The following is a 14,338-nucleotide window of genomic DNA, read 5'->3' on the forward strand; positions in this document are numbered from 1 at the left end:
CCTACCCGCCCTTCCACCGTTCCCCGGGGCTCCGCCCCGGACCCCGTACGTGCGCTCCGCGCCCGTCGCCTCAAACTCCCCCAGCCACCGTTGGGAGGTGCCTCCTTGCGAGGCTGGAAAATCCAGCCACGCCGGCGTTTGAGGCGCGGGGTCTGGGCGGAGCCCCAGTTCGGGAAGGGGCGGGGTGGGGGAAGGCCCCGCGCAGCGGCGGCGGCCCGGCGGGACCCAGGTGCACACCGCCGGGTCCACCACGCGGCCCGGCCCGATACCCTGGGGGGCAACCACACCGCCCCCGACCCGAGGAATCGCGACCACCGTGTTCGATACGCTCTCCGACCGCTTGGCGAATACCTTCAAGGGCCTGCGCGGCAAAGGCCGGCTGTCCGAGGCTGACATCGACTCCGCGGCCCGGGAAATCCGTATCGCCCTCCTCGAGGCCGACGTCGCCCTCCCGGTCGTCCGTTCCTTCATCGCGAACGTCAAGGAACGGGCCCGCGGCGAAGAGGTCAGCAAGGCGCTGAACCCCGGTCAGCAGGTCCTGAAGATCGTGAACGACGAGCTCGTCACGATCCTCGGCGGCGAGACCCGGCGGCTCCGCTTCGCCAAGACCGCGCCCACCGTGATCATGCTGGCCGGTCTCCAGGGTGCCGGTAAGACCACCCTCGCCGGAAAGCTCGGCCTCTGGCTGAAGGGGCAGGGGCACACCCCGCTCCTCGTCGCCTGCGACCTCCAGCGCCCCAACGCCGTCAACCAGCTCTCGGTCGTCGCCGACCGCGCCGGCGTGGCGTTCTACGGTCCCCAGCCCGGCAACGGCGTCGGTGACCCGGTCCAGGTGGCCAAGGACTCCGTCGAGTACGCGCGCACCAAGCAGCACGACATCGTCATCGTCGACACCGCCGGCCGCCTCGGCATCGACCAGGAGCTGATGCAGCAGGCCGCGGACATCCGCGACGCCGTCAGCCCCGACGAGATCCTCTTCGTCGTCGACGCCATGATCGGTCAGGACGCGGTCAACACCGCCGAGGCCTTCCGCGACGGCGTCGGCTTCGACGGCGTGGTGCTCTCCAAGCTCGACGGCGACGCCCGAGGCGGTGCCGCGCTCTCCATCGCGCACGTCACCGGCAAGCAGATCATGTTCGCCTCGAACGGCGAGAAGCTCGACGAGTTCGACGCCTTCCACCCGGACCGCATGGCGGGCCGGATCCTCGACATGGGTGACATGCTCACCCTCATCGAGCAGGCCGAGAAGACCTTCTCGCAGGCCGAGGCCGAGAAGATGGCGGCCAAGCTCGCCAAGGGCCCCAAGGAGTTCACGCTCGACGACTTCCTGGCCCAGATGGAGCAGGTCCGCAAGATGGGCTCCATCTCCAAGCTGCTCGGCATGCTGCCCGGTATGGGGCAGATCAAGGACCAGATCAACAACATCGACGAGCGCGACGTGGACCGCACCGCCGCGATCATCAAGTCGATGACCCCGGCCGAGCGCCAGGACCCGACGATCATCAACGGCTCGCGCCGCGCCCGTATCGCCAAGGGTTCCGGCACCGAGGTCAGCGCCGTCAAGTCGCTGGTCGAGCGGTTCTTCGACGCCCGCAAGATGATGTCCCGCATGGCCCAGGGCGGCGGCCTGCCGGGCATGCCCGGCATCCCCGGGATGGGCGGCGGCCCCGGCCGGCAGAAGAAGCAGGTCAAGCAGGCCAAGGGCAAGCGCAAGAGCGGCAACCCGATGAAGCGCCGGGAAGAGGAGGCCGCGGCGGCGGCCCGCCGCGAGCAGGGCGCGCAGGCGATCGAGCCCGCGGCCGGGTCCAACCCGTTCGGCCTTCCCACCGGCGGTCAGGGCAGCCAGGACTTCGACCTCCCGGACGAGTTCAAGAAGTTCATGAAGTAGTGCTTCGCCAGGAGGGCCCCGGCCGTGTTCGCACGGCCGGGGCCCTCCGCGTTCCCGCCGGGGCGACGGTCCGGTTTATCCCTTATCGTCGGCCGGGGGGACGGCAGAAGGAGGGTTCCGTGCCCAGCCCATCCCCCGTACCGCCCCGAGACCGGGCCGATACGCCCTGGCGCTCGGAGGGCGCACCGCCCACGCCTCCCCCCAAGAAGAAGCTGCCGGGCGGCTGGCGCATGCTCGTCCTCGTCGCCCTGATCGTGTACCTGATCGCCAACCTGGTGCTGTCCTTCTTCAACGAGGGCGACGAGCCGACCATCTCGTACACCGAGTTCAGCAAGCAGGTCGCGAGCGGCAACGTCTCGAAGATCTACTCCAAGGGCGACGCCATCCAGGGCCAGCTGAAGGCCGAGCAGCCCCTGCCCGACGGGGACAAGGGCGACTACACCAAGTTCGTCACCCAGCGCCCGGCCTTCGCCGACGACGACCTGTGGGCCAACCTCACCAAGCAGAACGTGAACGTGACGGCCCGCCCGGTCGTCGAACAGCGCAGCTTCCTCTCCAACCTGCTGCTCTCCCTCGCCCCGATGCTGCTGCTGGTCCTCCTGTGGGTATTCGTCGCCCGGCGCATGGGCGCGGGCATGGGAGGCGTGGGCGGGCTGGGACGCAAGGCCCCGCCCAAGCCGGTGGAGCTGGAGGAGGGCGCCCCGCGCACCACCTTCGAGGACGTGGCCGGCATCGACGAGGTCCAAGGGGAGCTCGACGACGTCGTCGACTTCCTCAAGAACCCGCAGGCCTACCGCAGGATGGGCGCCCGGATGCCCGGCGGGGTCCTGCTGGCGGGCCCGCCCGGCACCGGCAAGACCCTGCTCGCGCGGGCCGTCGCGGGCGAGGCCGGGGTGCCGTTCTTCTCGGCCTCCGCCTCCGAGTTCATCGAGATGATCGTCGGCGTGGGTGCCTCCCGGGTGCGGGAGCTGTTCACCGAGGCGCGCAAGGTGGCCCCCGCGATCATCTTCATCGACGAGATCGACACCATCGGGCGGATCCGCGGCGGCGGCGCGGCCATGGGCGGCCACGACGAACGCGAGCAGACCCTGAACCAGATCCTCACCGAGATGGACGGCTTCTCGGGCTCGGAGGGCGTCGTCGTGCTCGCCGCCACCAACCGCGCCGACGTGCTGGACCCGGCCCTGACCCGCCCCGGCCGCTTCGACCGCACCGTGGTCGTCTCCCCGCCGGACCGGGCCGGGCGCGAGGCCATCCTGCGGATCCACACCCGCGACATCCCCCTCGCCGACGGGGTCGACCTGGCCCAGGTCGCCACGACCACCCCCGGCATGACCGGCGCGGAGCTGGCCAACCTGGCCAACGAGGCGGCGCTGCTCGCCGTCAAGCGCCAGCAGCGGCAGGTCACGCAGTCCGACCTGTCCGACGCGCTGGAGAAGGTCCAGCTGGGCGCGGAGCGGCCGCTGGTCATGCCGGAGGAGGAGCGGCGCCGGACGGCGTACCACGAGAGCGGACACGCCCTCCTCGGGATGCTCCAGCCGGGCGCCGACCCCGTTCGCAAGATCACCATCGTTCCCCGCGGCAGGGCGCTCGGCGTCACCCTCTCGGTCCCCGACGCCGACCGGTACGCGTACACGGAGGAGTACCTGCGCGGCCGCATCATCGGGGCGCTGGGCGGCATGGCCGCCGAGCAGACCGTCTACGACGTCATCACCACGGGCGCCGAGAACGACCTGGAGCAGGTCACCAACATCGTGCGCGGCATGGTCGGCCGCTGGGGCATGAGCGAGCGGATCGGCCGGCTCACCGCGATCCCGTCCGACGGGCAGAGCCCGTACGGCCTGACCGCCGCCCCCGCCACCCTCGACGCCGTGGACCAGGAGATGCGCCGGATCGTCGACGAGTGCTACGTGGAGGCCTGCCGCCTGCTGCGCGAGCACCGCCCGAAGCTCGACGCGCTCGCGGAGGCCCTCCTCGCCAACGAGACCCTCGACGAGGCGGCCGCCTACGCCGCCGCGGGCATCCCGCGGCTGACGAAGGCGCACTCCACCGACTGACGGGCGGCCGTTACGCCACCCGGGCGATCACGTACCGGAAGATGTTCGGCAGCCACACGGCGCCGTCGGACCGCTCGAACGGGTGAAGCGCCTCGGCGAGCTCCTTCTCCGCCAGCGCGGGATCCGCGGCCGCGTCGTAGAGCCCGGTCGACACCAGCCCCCGCACCGCGCTGTCCACGTCCGCGTACCCGAACGGGCAGAACACCCGCCCCGACCCGTCGGGCCGCAGCCCGGCCCCCTCCGCCAACGCGTCCAGATCCCGCGGCACCGGCCCGCGGCCGAGGACCGAGGGCACCGTGCAGCGCTCCGCGGGACCCCAACCGGCCAGCACCACGGCCCCGCCGCGCCGCACCAGGGGCAGCGCCGAGGCCAGGGCCGCCCGGGTGGGCGAGAAGGCCAGCAGGGCGTCGTAGGGGCGGTCCGCCGCGGGCTGCGACGGCGGGGCCGCCAGCACCTCCAGCAGCCGCTCGCGCGCCAGCGCGCGCCGAGCCGGATCCGCCTCGACGCCCGTGGCCGAGGCACCCCGCCCGGCCGCCAGCAGCAGGGGCAGACCGGCCCCGCAGTCGAGGCCCAGCAGCCGGTCGCCCGGCCCGACCTCCAGCCGGTCGTAGACCGCTTCGTACAGCGGTACCAGCATCCGTTCCTGGATCTCCGCCCAGTCCCGGGCGACGAGCGTCGCCGTCGGCGTCGGTGTCATCGAAAGAGCGCTCCTGATTCCGTCTCGCCCCCTTGCCCCCGTTGCCAGAGAACTCCCCATTCGCCCCCGCGTCCAGAGGAGCGGGTCACCCGATTCACGCTCGACGCGCGCGGCGCCGTACCATTCGCGCCATGGCAAAGGCACCCGTTCTCACCCCGCAGGCGGAGGATTTCCCCCGCTGGTACCAGGATCTGATCAACAAGGCCGAGCTGGCCGACAACGGCCCGGTGCGCGGCACGATGGTCATCCGACCGTACGGCTACGGGCTGTGGGAGCGGATGCAGCAGGAGATGGACGCGCGCATCAAGGAAGCGGGCGCCCAGAACGCCTACTTCCCGCTGTTCATCCCGCAGTCGTACCTGACGAAGGAAGCCGAGCACGTCGAGGGCTTCGCCCCCGAGCTGGCCGTCGTCACGCACGGCGGCGGCAAGGAGCTCGAGGAGCCGGTCGTCGTCCGGCCCACCTCCGAGACGATCATCAACGACTACTTCTCCAAGTGGGTCCAGAGCTACCGCGACCTGCCCCTGCTGATCAACCAGTGGGCGAACGTGGTCCGCTGGGAGATGCGTCCGCGCGTGTTCCTCCGTACGAGCGAGTTCCTCTGGCAGGAGGGCCACACCGCCCACGCCACCTACGAGGACGCCCGCGACTACGCCGCCCGGATCCACACGGACGTCTACGGCGACTTCATGAAGAACGTCCTCGGCATCGACGTGGTCCTCGGCCGCAAGACCGCCAAGGAGCGCTTCGCCGGCGCCATCAACACCCTCACCCTCGAGGGCATGATGGGCGACGGCAAGGCCCTGCAGATGGGCACGAGCCACGAGCTCGGCACCAACTTCGCCAAGGCCTTCAACACGCAGTACCTGTCGAAGGAAGGTCAGCAGGAGCTGGTCTGGCAGACCTCGTGGGGCGTCTCGACCCGCATGGTCGGCGGCCTGATCATGTCCCACGGCGACGACAACGGCCTGCGGGTCCCGCCGCGCCTTGCCCACGTCCAGGTCGTCGTCATGGCGATCAAGGGCGACGAGGCCGTGGCGAAGGTCCGCGAGCTGGGCGACCAGCTCAAGGCCGCGGGCTTGCGCGTGCACGTCGACGACCGCGTCGACACCCCGTTCGGCCGCCGCGCCGTCGACTGGGAGCTCAAGGGCGTACCGGTCCGCATCGAGATCGGCCCGCGCGACATGGAGAACGGCACCGCGATGCTGGCCCGCCGCATCCCGGGCGGCAAGGAGCCGGTCCAGATCACGGAGCTGCTCGACCTGCTGCCCAAGGTGCTGGACGAGGACCAGGCGCAGCTGCTGCGCGAGTCCCGCGAGCGCCGCGAGTCCCGTACGTCCGACGTCGCGACCATCGAGGAGGCCGCCGAGGCCGCCATCGCGGGCGGCTGGGCGCGGATCCCGTGGGCCGACCTCGGTCCGGAGGGCGAGGCGAAGCTGGCCGAGCAGGCCGTCTCCGTGCGCTGCCTGATCGCCGAGGACGGGTCGGTCCCGCAGGCCGACGACGCCCCCGGTACCCTCGCGATCGTCGCGCGCTCGTACTGACGGCTCCTCAGCCCCGGCGCGCGGCGAGTGCCGCACGCCGGGGCTGACGTCTGCCGGTCGACGTTACGTACCGACTCCTCCTGACATCGGCGCACCCGTCCTCGTCAGGACGCATCAGACTGAACTGACTGGTACGTGCAAAAAATTTGGAATGGCCCGGAATCGGAACACCCGGGCACCCCGGCTCGTTGTCACGACGTGAGCACGACACCACCTGTTCTCGCCGCAGAGCTGGCGCAGGCGTGGGCCGACATTCAGCGGTACCACCCCGAGCTGCCTGACCTTGCCGCGCCCGAGTCCCTGATCGGAGAGTCCTCGTCCGCCTGCGGCGCCGAACTCTCCTTCGAGCGACTGCTGCACGAGGCAGTCCACGGCATCGCTGCCGCCCGCGGGGTCCGTGACACCTCCCGCGCCGGCCGCTACCACAACCGCAGATTCCTCGCGATCGCCGAGGAAATGGGGCTGGACCACTCCGACGAGCCGCATGCCAGCAGCGGCTTCTCGCTGGTCACGCTCAACGCCGAGGCGAAGAAGCGCTACCGCCCGACGATGGAGCGACTGCAGCGCGCCCTCAAGGCACATACGGCCGCCACCGCCGCCGACACCAAGCGCAGCTTCCGCGGTCCGGCGGCCCGCCACGGCTCCTCCGGCGGCGGCGTCCGGGTCAAGGCGGTCTGCGACTGCGGGCGCAACGTCCGGGTGGTCCCCTCGGTGCTGGCGCAGGCCCCGATCGTCTGCGGCGGCTGCATGAAGCCCTTCCGCATCCCCGAGGTGGCCCTCTCGGCCGCCTCCTGAGCCGCTGCGGGGCGGACCGTGGGCCGGGCGGGCAGTGCTCCCTCCGGACGGGCACCGCCCCACCGGGGCTGCCACCGACACCGCCCGGCCACCGCCCCCACCCGCATGCCGGGCTGCCGCCGCGTACGACGGGCGGCGTCCCGCGCGGCGGGGTGGCGCACCGCGCCGGGGGCGGGTGCGCGGCGGGCCCGGCCCGCACGCGGGCGGGAGCGGGCCTGCCCGCGGGAAGTGGATCTCCCCTCGCCGCCGAGCGCGCCGCAGGCGTATGGCACAATGGCTAGCTGTACTCGACAGTCGCATAGGACCCCTCTCTCCTCCGGCTGACGCGTCCATCGGGCACCCGAGTACCGCAACCCCACGTGGCATCTCATGTGCCCAACCACGTCAAGTTCAGGAGACACCACTCCAGTGGCAGTCAAGATCAAGCTCAAGCGCCTCGGCAAGATTCGCCAGCCGCACTACCGCATCGTCGTCGCGGACGCCCGTACCCGTCGGGACGGTCGCGCGATCGAAGAGATCGGTATCTACCACCCGACCTACAACCCGTCGCGCATCGAGGTCAACGCCGAGCGTGCGCAGTACTGGCTGTCCGTCGGCGCCCAGCCCACCGAGGCCGTGCTCGCCATCCTGAAGCTGACCGGTGACTGGCAGGCCCACAAGGGCCTCTCCGCCCCCGCGCCGCTGCTCCAGCCGGCGACGAAGGAAGACAAGCGTCGTTCCTTCGACGAGTTCGCCAAGGCCCTCGAGGGTGGCGACGCCAAGGGCGAGGCCATCACGCAGAAGGCCAAGAAGGCCGACAAGAAGGCGGACGAGGCTGAGGCCGCCGCCGAGTCGACCGAGGCCTGATCATGCTCGAGGAGGCTCTTGAGCACCTCGTTAAGGGCATTGTGGACAACCCCGATGAAGTGCAGGTCGCCTCGCGCAACCTGCGCCGCGGGCAGGTGCTCGAGGTCCGGGTCCACCCCGACGACCTCGGGAAGGTGATCGGTCGCAACGGCCGCACCGCACGTGCACTGCGTACCGTCGTGGGCGCCATCGGCGGCCGGGGCATCCGCGTCGACCTCGTCGACGTGGACCAGGTCCGCTGAGCAGTTGAATCACCGGCACGGGCCGGGGAGGGCATACGTGTCCACCCCGGCCCGTTGTCGTACGAACAGGAGAGTTTCTCAGGTGGAGCTGGTAGTCGCGCGGGTCGGCCGCGCCCACGGGATCAAGGGTGAGGTCACCGTCGAGGTGCGGACGGACGAGCCGGAGCTGCGGCTCTCGCCCGGCGCCGTGCTCCGGACCGAACCGGCGGCGGCGGGTCCGCTGACCATCGAGACGGGCCGGGTCCACAGCGGCCGGCTCCTGCTCCGCTTCGCGGGCGTCAATGACCGCACCGCCGCCGAGGCGCTGCGCAACACCCTGCTGATCGCGGACGTCGACCCGACCGAACTCCCCGAGGAGGAGGACGAGTACTACGACCACCAGCTCATGGACCTGGACGTCGTGCTCGAGGACGGCACCGAGATCGGTCGGATCACCGAGATCTCCCACCTGCCGTCGCAGGACCTCTTCATCGTCGAGCGCCCGGACGGCACCGAGGTGATGATCCCCTTCGTCGAGGAGATCGTCGCCGAGATCGACCTGGAGGAGCAGCGCTGCGTCATCACCCCGCCGCCCGGGCTGATCGACGACCGCGCCGAGATCGCCTCCGCCCGTGACGCAGAGGGCGACGCCTGATGCGTCTCGACGTCGTCACGATCTTCCCCGAGTACCTGGAACCGTTGAACGTCTCCCTCGTCGGCAAGGCGCGCGCCCGCGGCCGGCTCGACGTGCACGTCCACGACCTGCGGGACTGGACCTACGACCGGCACAACACGGTCGACGACACCCCCTACGGCGGCGGCCCCGGCATGGTCATGAAGACCGAGCCGTGGGGCGAGGCCCTGGACCAGGCGCTCGCCGACGGTTACGAGGCGGGCGCCCGCGGCCCCGTCATGGTCGTCCCCACGCCGAGCGGCCGGCCCTTCACCCAGGAGCTCGCCGTCGAGCTCTCCGAGCGGCCCTGGCTGATCTTCACGCCGGCCCGCTACGAGGGCATCGACCGCCGGGTCATGGACGAGTACGCCACGCGCATGCCGGTGTACGAGGTCTCCATCGGGGACTACGTCCTGGCGGGCGGCGAGGCCGCGGTGCTCGTCGTCACCGAGGCGGTGGCCCGGCTGCTGCCCGGAGTGCTCGGCAACGCCGAATCGCACCGGGACGACTCCTTCGCCCCGGGGGAGATGGCGAACCTGCTGGAGGGGCCCGTCTACACCAAGCCCCCCGTGTGGCGCGGACGCGACATCCCCGAGGTGCTCCTCAGCGGCCACCACGGGAAGATCGCCCGCTGGCGCCGGGACGAGGCGTTCCGCCGGACCGCGGCCAACCGGCCCGACCTGATCGAGCGCTGCGAGGCCTCCTCCTTCGACAAGAAGGACCGGGAGGTCCTGTCCATCCTGGGCTGGCGGCCCACGGCCGACGGTCGATTTTGGCGCAGGCCCGAGGCCGTGGAAGAATAGGCGGCTGCTGTGTGCTCGCGGGCGCCCCTGCCACAGGGGGATCGTCGTCCGACGGGTGGCGCGGCTCCCGAATTCTCTACGGAAACCCGCACTGGCGACCTGTGGCGTCATGCGAAGAAAGCAGACGAAGAACATGTCTCACCTGCTCGATGGCGTCAACGCCGCCGCGCTCCGCTCGGACGTCCCGGCCTTCCGCCCGGGTGACACGATCAACGTGCACGTGCGCGTTATCGAGGGCAACCGCTCCCGTATCCAGCAGTTCAAGGGCGTAGTCATCCGTCGCCAGGGCGCCGGTGTCTCCGAGACCTTCACCGTTCGCAAGGTCTCCTTCAGCGTCGGCGTGGAGCGTACCTTCCCGGTCCACTCCCCGATCTTCGAGAAGATCGAGCTCGTCACCCGCGGTGACGTGCGCCGCGCCAAGCTGTACTACCTCCGTGAGCTCCGCGGCAAGGCCGCGAAGATCAAGGAGAAGCGCGACAACTGAGGTCCCCTCCGGTGTCCGGGGCAGGCCGGATAGGCTCGCCCCCGATGGACACCGAAGCACCTCACACGCAGCGCGACCACTCCTCCCCCGACAAGGGGGAGGGGCGGTCGCGTTTTGCGTTGTCCGGTGCCGTGCGGCCGCTGACCTTGCGGCGCGCCGGAGTGCTCGGCGTGGTCTGCACCGTCCTCCTGCTGCTCGTCAGCAATTTCGTGGTCCAGCCCTTCCTGATCCCGAGCCGTTCGATGGAGCCGACGCTCCAGGTCGGCGACCGGGTGCTGGTCGACAAGCTGGCGTACCGTTTCGGCGACCAGCCGCGCCGGGGTGACCTCGTGGTCTTCGACGGCACGGGCTCCTTCGTACGGGAACGCCCCGAAGGCAATCCGGTGGGCGAGCTCCTGCACGGCGCGGCTTCCGCGCTGGGGCTCGCGGAGCCCTCCGACACCGACTTCGTGAAGCGGGTCGTGGGGGTCGGCGGCGACGACGTGGTGTGCTGCGACGCCGGCGGCCGGATCGAGGTCAACGGCGTGCCGCTCCGGGAGCCGTACCTCTTTCCCGGCGACGCGCCCTCGAAGGTGCCCTTCCGGATCGTCGTGCCGCTCGGGACCCTGTGGGTGATGGGCGATCACCGCTCCCAGTCCCGGGACTCCCGGGACCACCTCGGGGAGCCGGGAGGGGGAATGGTGCCGGTGGACAAGGTGATCGGCCGGGCCGACTGGATCGGCTGGCCGGTGTCGCGCTGGGGTTCCACCGGCGGCGGGCGTGGGTAGCCGCGGGCGGCCCCGGAACGAACCGCCGCCCGAGCCGGGCAGTCGGGCCGAACGGCGACGGTTGGCCCGTCGGGTGAAGCGGCGCCGCCGCACGCGCAGGGCCGGCGAGGTGCCGCTGTTGGTGGTCGCGGCCCTCTGCATCGCCATGCTCCTGAAGACCTTCTTCGTACAGGCCTTCTTCATTCCGTCGGGCTCGATGGAGCAGACCATCCAAATCGGCGACCGGGTCCTGGTGGACAAACTGACGCCGTGGTTCGGCTCCAAGGTCGAGCGCGGCGACATCGTCGTGTTCAAGGACCCGGGCGGGTGGCTCCGCGGCGAGGCGGCCCGGCCGGCTCCCGACCCGATCGGGATCAAGCAGATCAAGCAGACCCTGACCTTCATCGGCCTGCTGCCCTCGGCCGACGAGCAGGACCTGATCAAGCGGGTCATCGGCGTCGGCGGGGACACCGTCAAGTGTTGCGACGCCCGGGGCCGGGTCACCGTCAACGGCCGGCCGCTCGACGAGCCGTACGTGAGTCCGGGAAACGCCCCCTCCGACATCCCGTTCGAGGTACAGGTGCCGGCGGGTCGGCTCTTCGTGATGGGCGACCACCGCGCGAACTCGGCGGACTCCCGCTACCACCTCGACGAGGCCTTCCAGGGCACGATCGACGAGGACGGGGTGGTGGGGGAGGCCGTGGTGATCGCCTGGCCCTACGGGCACTGGACGAGCTTCGATACGCCCGCGACCTTCCGCATGGTCCCCGATCAGGCGAGGCGCGAGGCAGGGACGCGTCGTCGGCGCCGTCGGGCCGCGCCGTTCGCATAGTGTGTCCTGGGTCTCCCGATCCTTGGGGAACTCCCGCTCGTTAGGGGAGGGGAGGGCCCGTGTCCGATCCGGCGCGGGCGGCGATCTCTAATTGAGGAGTGGATGTGGGGGACGTGGCGGTAGGCGCACGATCCGGGCGTGACGAGGGCGAGGAACGGCCGGATGACGACGCCGTCGCGCGCGAGGCCGAGGAGGACGAGGGCGAAGCCAAGGCGCAGGCGCACCGCTCCTTCTGGAAGGAGCTCCCGCTCCTCGTGGGCATCGCCCTGCTGCTGGCCCTGCTGATCAAGACCTTCCTGGTCCAGGCGTTCTCGATCCCCTCCGACTCGATGCAGAACACCCTGCAGCGGGGCGACCGGGTGCTCGTCGACAAGCTCACCCCGTGGTTCGGCTCCGAGCCCGAGCGCGGCGAGGTCGTCGTCTTCCACGACCCCCTGAACTGGCTGTCCGGTGAGGCCACTCCGGAGCCCAACTTCGTGCAGACGGTCCTCAGCAAGATCGGTCTGATGCCGTCCGCGGACGAGAAGGACCTGATCAAGCGGACCATCGCCATCGGCGGGGACACGGTCGAGTGCAAGAAGGGGGGCCCGGTCGTCGTCAACGGCAAGCCGCTCGACGAGCCGTACATCTTCCCCGGCAACACCCCGTGCGACGACATGCCCTTCGGTCCGATCACCGTCCCCAAGGGCAAGATCTGGGTGATGGGCGACCACCGCCAGAACTCCCAGGACTCCCGCTACCACATGCAGGACGCCACCCAGGGCTTCGTGCCGGTCGACAAGGTCGTCGGGCGGGCCGTGGTCGTCGCGTGGCCGCTCAACCGCTGGTCCACCCTGCCCGTCCCGGACACCTTCGACCAGCCCGGCATCAACCACCAGGCGGCGGCCGACGCGCTCGGCCTCGGGGCCTCCGGTCTGGCTCCCGTCGGGCTCGGTCCGGCCGCGCTCGGGCTCGCCGGCGCCGTGCCGCTCGTGATGTGGCGCCGCAGGAGGCTGACCAGCGGGCGTACTGCCGGGTAGGGTGCCGCCCAGGTCGACGATCTCCGAAGTGTGGGGGCGCTGCAATGGGCGGCACGCAGGCAAGCGGTACGCGTACGGGCGATGCCCGTTCGATACGCAGTGGCAAGGATGGCCGCGGCGGTCTCGGCAATGTGCTGTCGGGGCTCGCCGTGGCCATCGGCTTTGTGCTCTTCCTCGGAGGCTTCGTATGGGGCGCGGTCGAGTACCGGCCGTACACGGTGCCGACGGATTCGATGATGCCGACGGTGAAGCCCGGCGACCGGGTGCTGGCGCAGCGGATCGACGGCGGCGAGGTGCGCCGCGGTGACGTCGTCATCTTCACCGATTCCACGTGGAGCGATTCGCCCATGGTCAAGCGGGTCGTCGGCATCGGCGGCGACACCGTGAAGTGCTGCGGCGCGGGCGGCGAGCTGACCGTGAACGGCACGCCCCTCGACGAGCCGTACATCGACGGCACCAAGCCCTCCCTGGGTCTGGAGATGCCGCCCGGGCAGGCCGCTCCCACGGGCACCCCCTTCGAGGTGACGGTCCCGGAGGGGAACCTCTTCCTCATGGGCGACCGCCGCGGTGCGTCGCTGGACTCCCGGGCGCACCTCCAGGAGGCCGGGCAGGGCACCGTGCCCAGGTCGGCCGTCAGCGCCCGCGTCGACGCGCTGGCCTGGCCCTCCATGTCGATGCTGGAGCGGCCGAAGACGTACGAGTCCCTGCCGGGCGGGACCTCCGGGCACGGGCCGCTGCTGCTCCAGCTGGCGGCAGTGGCCGCCGGGGCCGTCCTGGTGGTGCTGGGAGCCGCGTACGGGCCCGCCGCCCGGGTGCTGGGGCGCGGGCGGCGGCAGGAGCGGGCCGATGCCCGCTGATCCGGAGGCCGGGGGCGGCGCCCCGCGGCAGGTGTCCCGGGTGATCCTGCTGGACCCGGAGGACCGGATCCTGCTGCTGCACGGCTTCGAGCCGGCCGACCCCGCCGACACCTGGTGGTTCACTCCGGGCGGCGGGCTGGAGGGGGCCGAGAGCCGGGAGCAGGCCGCGCTGCGGGAGCTGGCGGAGGAGACGGGGATCACGGAGGTCGAGCTGGGGCCGGTGCTGTGGCGCCGGTACTGCTCCTTCCCTTTCGACGGACGGCGCTGGGAACAGGACGAGTGGTACTTCCTGGCCCGTACCGACCGGACGGAGACCGAGATGGGCGGGCTCACCGAGCTGGAGCGGCGCAGCGTCACCGGAGCAAGGTGGTGGACCTACGAGGAACTGATCGCGGCACATGAGACGGTGTACCCGACCAGACTCGCCGAGCTGCTGAAGACTCTGCTCGACGACGGTCCTCCGGGTGCGCCGGTGGTCCTGGCCCCGGAAATCGTTTAGGGGCGCATGGGTCTGGCGCACAATAGGGGGACGCACGGCTGAAGGGGAACATGCCATGAGTGCCGAGGACCTCGAAAAGTACGAGACCGAGATGGAGCTGAAGCTCTATCGGGAGTACCGCGACGTCGTCGGGCTGTTCAAGTACGTGATCGAGACCGAGCGCCGTTTCTACCTCACCAACGACTACGAGATGCAGGTGCACTCGGTGCAGGGGGAGGTCTTCTTCGAGGTCTCGATGGCCGATGCCTGGGTCTGGGACATGTACCGGCCGGCCCGTTTCGTGAAGCAGGTCCGCGTGCTGACCTTCAAGGACGTGAACATCGAGGAGCTCAACAAGAGCGACCTCGAACTGCCCGGCAGCTAGGCGGTCCCCCACG

16 protein-coding genes are annotated in these 14,338 nt (G+C 70.8%); 15 read left to right on the forward strand and 1 reads right to left on the reverse strand.

The genetic code is table 11. The annotated features are described in order from the left end of the window. Positions 1-316 precede the first annotated feature (316 nt). Positions 317-1,888 (forward strand): signal recognition particle protein, encoded by a 1,572-nt coding sequence (gene ffh, locus ACFYZL_RS22750; RefSeq protein ID WP_384745206.1) that lies wholly within the window; start codon positions 317-319, stop codon positions 1,886-1,888. A 119-nt stretch (positions 1,889-2,007) separates the two neighbouring features. Continuing rightward, entirely contained in the window at positions 2,008-3,945 is a 1,938-nt protein-coding gene (gene ftsH, locus ACFYZL_RS22755) for an ATP-dependent zinc metalloprotease FtsH (RefSeq protein ID WP_388681231.1), read from the forward strand. A 10-nt stretch (positions 3,946-3,955) separates the two neighbouring features. Here ftsH and ACFYZL_RS22760 read toward each other — a convergent pair whose 3' ends face one another. Next, entirely contained in the window at positions 3,956-4,642 is a 687-nt protein-coding gene (locus tag ACFYZL_RS22760; RefSeq protein ID WP_385124403.1) for a methyltransferase type 11, read from the reverse strand. A gap of 131 nt (positions 4,643-4,773) precedes the next feature. Between ACFYZL_RS22760 and proS the strand changes: the two genes are divergently transcribed. From proS to ACFYZL_RS22825, 13 genes are all read left to right on the forward strand, one after another. Next, a complete protein-coding gene (proS, locus tag ACFYZL_RS22765; protein ID WP_388681235.1) occupies positions 4,774-6,186 on the forward strand; it encodes a proline--tRNA ligase in 1,413 nt (470 codons plus the stop codon). Between the two features lie 198 nt (positions 6,187-6,384). Next, entirely contained in the window at positions 6,385-6,981 is a 597-nt protein-coding gene (locus ACFYZL_RS22770; RefSeq protein ID WP_384580084.1) for a hypothetical protein, read from the forward strand. Between the two features lie 408 nt (positions 6,982-7,389). Beyond that, positions 7,390-7,827 carry a 30S ribosomal protein S16 gene (gene rpsP / locus ACFYZL_RS22775; RefSeq protein ID WP_388681238.1) on the forward strand — a complete coding sequence of 146 codons (438 nt, stop codon included), beginning with the start codon at positions 7,390-7,392 and terminating at the stop codon, positions 7,825-7,827. A gap of 2 nt (positions 7,828-7,829) precedes the next feature. After that, positions 7,830-8,069 carry an RNA-binding protein gene (locus ACFYZL_RS22780; RefSeq protein WP_030011889.1) on the forward strand — a complete coding sequence of 80 codons (240 nt, stop codon included), beginning with the start codon at positions 7,830-7,832 and terminating at the stop codon, positions 8,067-8,069. Positions 8,070-8,151: 82 nt separating this feature from the next. Next, a complete protein-coding gene (gene rimM, locus ACFYZL_RS22785; RefSeq protein ID WP_388681241.1) occupies positions 8,152-8,703 on the forward strand; it encodes a ribosome maturation factor RimM in 552 nt (183 codons plus the stop codon). Beyond that, a complete protein-coding gene (gene trmD, locus ACFYZL_RS22790; RefSeq protein WP_384745198.1) occupies positions 8,703-9,524 on the forward strand; it encodes a tRNA (guanosine(37)-N1)-methyltransferase TrmD in 822 nt (273 codons plus the stop codon). The genes rimM and trmD overlap by 1 nt, the downstream gene beginning before the upstream one ends. A 133-nt stretch (positions 9,525-9,657) precedes the next feature. Next, on the forward strand, positions 9,658-10,008 hold the full coding sequence (gene rplS, locus ACFYZL_RS22795) for a 50S ribosomal protein L19 (RefSeq protein ID WP_073911044.1): 351 nt from the start codon (positions 9,658-9,660) through the stop codon (positions 10,006-10,008). 44 nt (positions 10,009-10,052) lie between these two features. Beyond that, a complete protein-coding gene (gene lepB / locus ACFYZL_RS22800; RefSeq protein ID WP_384745196.1) occupies positions 10,053-10,775 on the forward strand; it encodes a signal peptidase I in 723 nt (240 codons plus the stop codon). Between the two features lie 73 nt (positions 10,776-10,848). Next, entirely contained in the window at positions 10,849-11,586 is a 738-nt protein-coding gene (gene lepB, locus ACFYZL_RS22805; RefSeq protein ID WP_388681245.1) for a signal peptidase I, read from the forward strand. Between the two features lie 113 nt (positions 11,587-11,699). After that, the gene (gene lepB / locus ACFYZL_RS22810) at positions 11,700-12,605 is read left to right on the forward strand and encodes a signal peptidase I (protein ID WP_384745192.1); all 906 of its coding nucleotides are present in this window, start codon (positions 11,700-11,702) and stop codon (positions 12,603-12,605) included. A gap of 44 nt (positions 12,606-12,649) precedes the next feature. Beyond that, on the forward strand, positions 12,650-13,462 hold the full coding sequence (gene lepB, locus ACFYZL_RS22815; RefSeq protein ID WP_384745191.1) for a signal peptidase I: 813 nt from the start codon (positions 12,650-12,652) through the stop codon (positions 13,460-13,462). Further along, the gene (locus ACFYZL_RS22820) at positions 13,452-13,961 is read left to right on the forward strand and encodes an NUDIX hydrolase (protein WP_388681248.1); all 510 of its coding nucleotides are present in this window, start codon (positions 13,452-13,454) and stop codon (positions 13,959-13,961) included. The genes lepB (ACFYZL_RS22815) and ACFYZL_RS22820 overlap by 11 nt, the downstream gene beginning before the upstream one ends. Positions 13,962-14,016: 55 nt before the next feature. After that, entirely contained in the window at positions 14,017-14,325 is a 309-nt protein-coding gene (locus tag ACFYZL_RS22825; protein WP_005311352.1) for a DUF2469 domain-containing protein, read from the forward strand. The last annotated feature ends 13 nt before the right edge of the window (positions 14,326-14,338 follow it).

Origin of the sequence: Streptomyces sp. NPDC001717 (assembly GCF_042892775.1) — a bacterium.
In the GTDB taxonomy this organism is placed as follows: Bacteria; Actinomycetota; Actinomycetes; order Streptomycetales; family Streptomycetaceae; genus Streptomyces.